General features: G+C 72.2%; 4 protein-coding genes. 2 read left to right on the top strand and 2 right to left on the bottom strand.

Features of this window, described 5'->3' with window-relative positions:
* Window positions 1-253 precede the first annotated feature (253 nt).
* Window positions 254-844, top strand: a complete 591-nt coding sequence (locus ABT129_RS37940) for a hypothetical protein (protein WP_351910818.1) — start codon at window positions 254-256, stop codon at window positions 842-844.
* 393 nt (window positions 845-1,237) lie between these two features.
* A complete protein-coding gene (locus ABT129_RS37935) occupies window positions 1,238-1,888 on the top strand; it encodes a hypothetical protein (RefSeq protein WP_351910816.1) in 651 nt (216 codons plus the stop codon).
* A 49-nt stretch (window positions 1,889-1,937) separates the two neighbouring features.
* Here ABT129_RS37935 and ABT129_RS37930 read toward each other — a convergent pair whose 3' ends face one another.
* Together ABT129_RS37930 and ABT129_RS37925 are read right to left on the bottom strand one after the other, a co-directional pair.
* A complete protein-coding gene (locus ABT129_RS37930) occupies window positions 1,938-2,309 on the bottom strand; it encodes a hypothetical protein (RefSeq protein WP_351910814.1) in 372 nt (123 codons plus the stop codon).
* Complete coding sequence (locus ABT129_RS37925) at window positions 2,306-2,971, bottom strand: RNA polymerase sigma factor (protein ID WP_502982044.1); 666 nt, start codon at window positions 2,969-2,971, stop codon at window positions 2,306-2,308. Before ABT129_RS37925 ends, ABT129_RS37930 begins: the two co-directional genes overlap by 4 nt.
* Between the last annotated feature and the right edge of the window lie 88 nt (window positions 2,972-3,059).

Here is a 3,059-nt window from a genome sequence, read left to right as displayed (position 1 = left end):
AGGGTGACTGCTGTTCAGCCGTGTGCTCTTCCGCACGGGAAGGGCCGGAACCCCGGGGTTCCGGCCCTTCCCGTGCGACGCCCCCGCTCATCTCCCCAGTCAACGACGCATATCAACCGACAATCCGATGATCTGAAGGAATGTCCTGGTTGGTGCGAGCCGCTGACAAGTCCCCGCACCCGTGGCACGTTGGATCCCGCCACGGGCCGCGGGCAGGGCCGCGGGCCGTACACGACGGAGGGGGAGCCGTTCCATGCCCAAGTTCGCCGCGTCCGAGGAAGAAGCCGACCAGGACCTCCGGGAGTACTGCGAGTCCATCGGGTTCGACCCCGAGTGGGTCACCCCCGAGAAGTGGGCCTCGTCGGTCTCCATCGCCCAGCAGAAGCAGTACGGCTTCGCGGAGGCCCACAAGACCATCGACAGCGACAAGGAGGAACTCCGCAAGGACGCCGCCGCCAAGGCCCGCAAGGCCAAGCTCGCCGGCGACCCCGCCGGCCTGATCGCCGCCCTCAAGGTTCACTACTCCCTCAAGGACTCCCTGGTCCGGGAGATCATCGACCAGTGCGCCGCCACGTACATCGGGGGCGAGCGGGTCAACCTCGGGCTCGGCGGCAAGCCGATGGACCGCGATGCCTACCGCGACCTGCGAGACGAATGGCGGGCCGCCTCGGCCCTCGCCGCCGGAGGTGTCTTCTCCGACTTCGTCAGCCACGCCCCCCAGGACAAGGCCGCCCTCGGCAAGGGCGCCGTGGGAGCCACGCTCGCGCGCCGCGGGGTACAGGGGAACCTGCTCGTGCGCGTCAACGGGGTCCGCTTCAACATGCACATCGACGTAGCGGACTGACGTGCGGCGGCCGGGGCCGCGGAGCGGGACCGGGACCCGACCCGGCCACTCCGCCACCCCGGCCGGACCGGATGGTGGCAGAACTCGCCGCTCCCCGCCGGGAGCAGTCGAACGGCGACGGGCCACGGAGCCGTAGCGGATCTACGCACATGCGCCGTACGGCCACCCGCCTAAGTAATCAGGAAATATGGAGCCATGGCCGGGGAACGATCTCCGCGGCACGGGTGTTCTGCTGGGCGAGGCATCCTTCCCTTCGGATCCGTCGGCAGAGTGCTTGAACACGCTTGCATGGAGGCTTTGTTGGCCACTGCACCGTCTTCTGGAAATTCCACTTCCTCGTCCTGGTGGGGCAGGACCTGCGGGCGCCTCGTCGCGAGGTGGCGCGGGTTCTCGATGAGCGACAAGATCGCCGCGATCGGGATCCTGCTCGCGACCGCGATCGGGATCGGCGTACCACTCCTCCTGGCAGCCGGCGAGGACGACCGGAAGGGGTCGGCGGGAGCCGTCCCTTCGGCGCCGTCCACCCCGACCGAGGCGTCCCGGTCCGCGTCCGAACCCACCCCGACCCCGTCGGCCTCCGTCTCCGCGTCGGCTTCCGACCCCACACCCGAGCCCACGCCGACGCCCACGCCGACGCCCTCGGCATCCGCGACCGTCGCACCGAACAAGCCCCCGCGCACGGAGTCGTTCCAGCTGTCCAGGAACTACGGATTCGATCTGAACGCCGTCCCCATGAGGCCGAAGGCGGAGGACGAGTACAAGGAGAAGGACGTCTCCTTCGGTTGGAGCGGAGGCGTGTCGGCGCCCAGGGGCGGTCAGTTCGTCCTGCTGGAACAGTCGGAATCCCCGACGTACGAGAACTGCAAGAGCAAGAGCAGCTTCAGGAAAAGCTTCTCCATGTACAAGGCCAAGAACCTCGACGTGTGCGTCTACCTGGACAACGGGGCCGTGGGCTTCCTGCACGTCGGGGAGGAGACGGAAGGCGCGTACGCGCTGACCGTGACGGTGTGGAGCGACCCCCGGCCCGCGGTGAACCGGAGTTAGGCCGCGTCTTCCGGATCCCGCCCGACTGGCGGGATCCGGAGGACACGCCTCAGGGCTCCTCGACGGGCTCCGGCTCCCCCCGGTCCGGACGGGCCACGGACGGCGAGGGCGTGGCCGGGTCCGGGGGCGGGGTGGGCCGGACCGGGGACTCGCTGGAGCCCGGCGGACGGGCGGGCGGCGCCGGAGCCGGGGCGACCGGACCGACGGACGCCAGGACGAGCAGGTACGCGGCCGCCACGGCGACGGCCGCGCCGAGCGCGGCGAAGGCGGCCCCGCGGACCCGGCGCGTTCCCCAGCTCCGCCCCCGCGGGGGAGCGTCGCGCCGCAGGTCCCGGTGGGTCACGAGGGCGGCGCGGGCGGCGAACGCGGCGCGCAACCGCTCCTCCGCGGGGGTGCGGGGCGCCTCCGTGTGCGGTCTCATCGGCCCGCCTCCAGCTTCTTCTCCAGGGCGTCGAGCGCACGGCTCGCGGTGGACTTCACGGTGCCGCGCGACAGCCCGAGCGTCTGCGCGATCTGCGCCTCGGTCAGCTCCGACCAGTAGCGGAGGACGAGGACCTCGCGCTGGCGCCGGGTCAGCAGCGCGAGCGCGTCGAGCACGTGCCGGTGCTCCTCGGCGAGGAGCAGTCCCTCGTCGACGGGCGCTTCCGCTCCCGGGTGCGGCGGGGTGTAGGCGCGGGCGGTGCGGCGCCTGCGCAGCACGGAGCGGGCGGCGTTGAGCACGGCGGTGTGCAGGTACGCGCCCGGGTCCTGGAGCCCGTGGAGGGAGGTGCCGTACGTCCGGCAGACGGCGGCGAACGCGTCCTGGACGACGTCCTCGGCGGTGTGCAGGTCGTCCACGAGGAAGAGCGCGAGCCGCACCATGTCGAGCCGCCGGGCCCGGTACAGCTCGGTGAGCGTGGGCGGCGGCTCGGTGACGTGGCCCTGGACCCGGGCCCGCCCCCGGTCGTACGGGGTGTCGGACGCGCGCGGATGTCTCCCCCGTACCGGCGCGTGCCCGGTCCGGGAGACACGGGCGAGCAGGCGGGCCGCTTGTACGGACCACCACGACGGCACGGCGGCGGGTATGGCGTACGACAACTGCACGGTCCTCGATCCGTTGCGGGAGGGAGGGGCGGCCGGGGTGGCGACGGCCGGGGCCGGTGCGGCGACGGGCGGGGCCAGATCGGGCGGG

The sequence above is a fragment of the Streptomyces sp. NPDC002057 genome, assembly GCF_040296665.1.
Taxonomy (GTDB): Bacteria; Actinomycetota; Actinomycetes; order Streptomycetales; family Streptomycetaceae; genus Streptomyces.
This window is presented reverse-complemented; position numbering and strand designations above follow the sequence as displayed.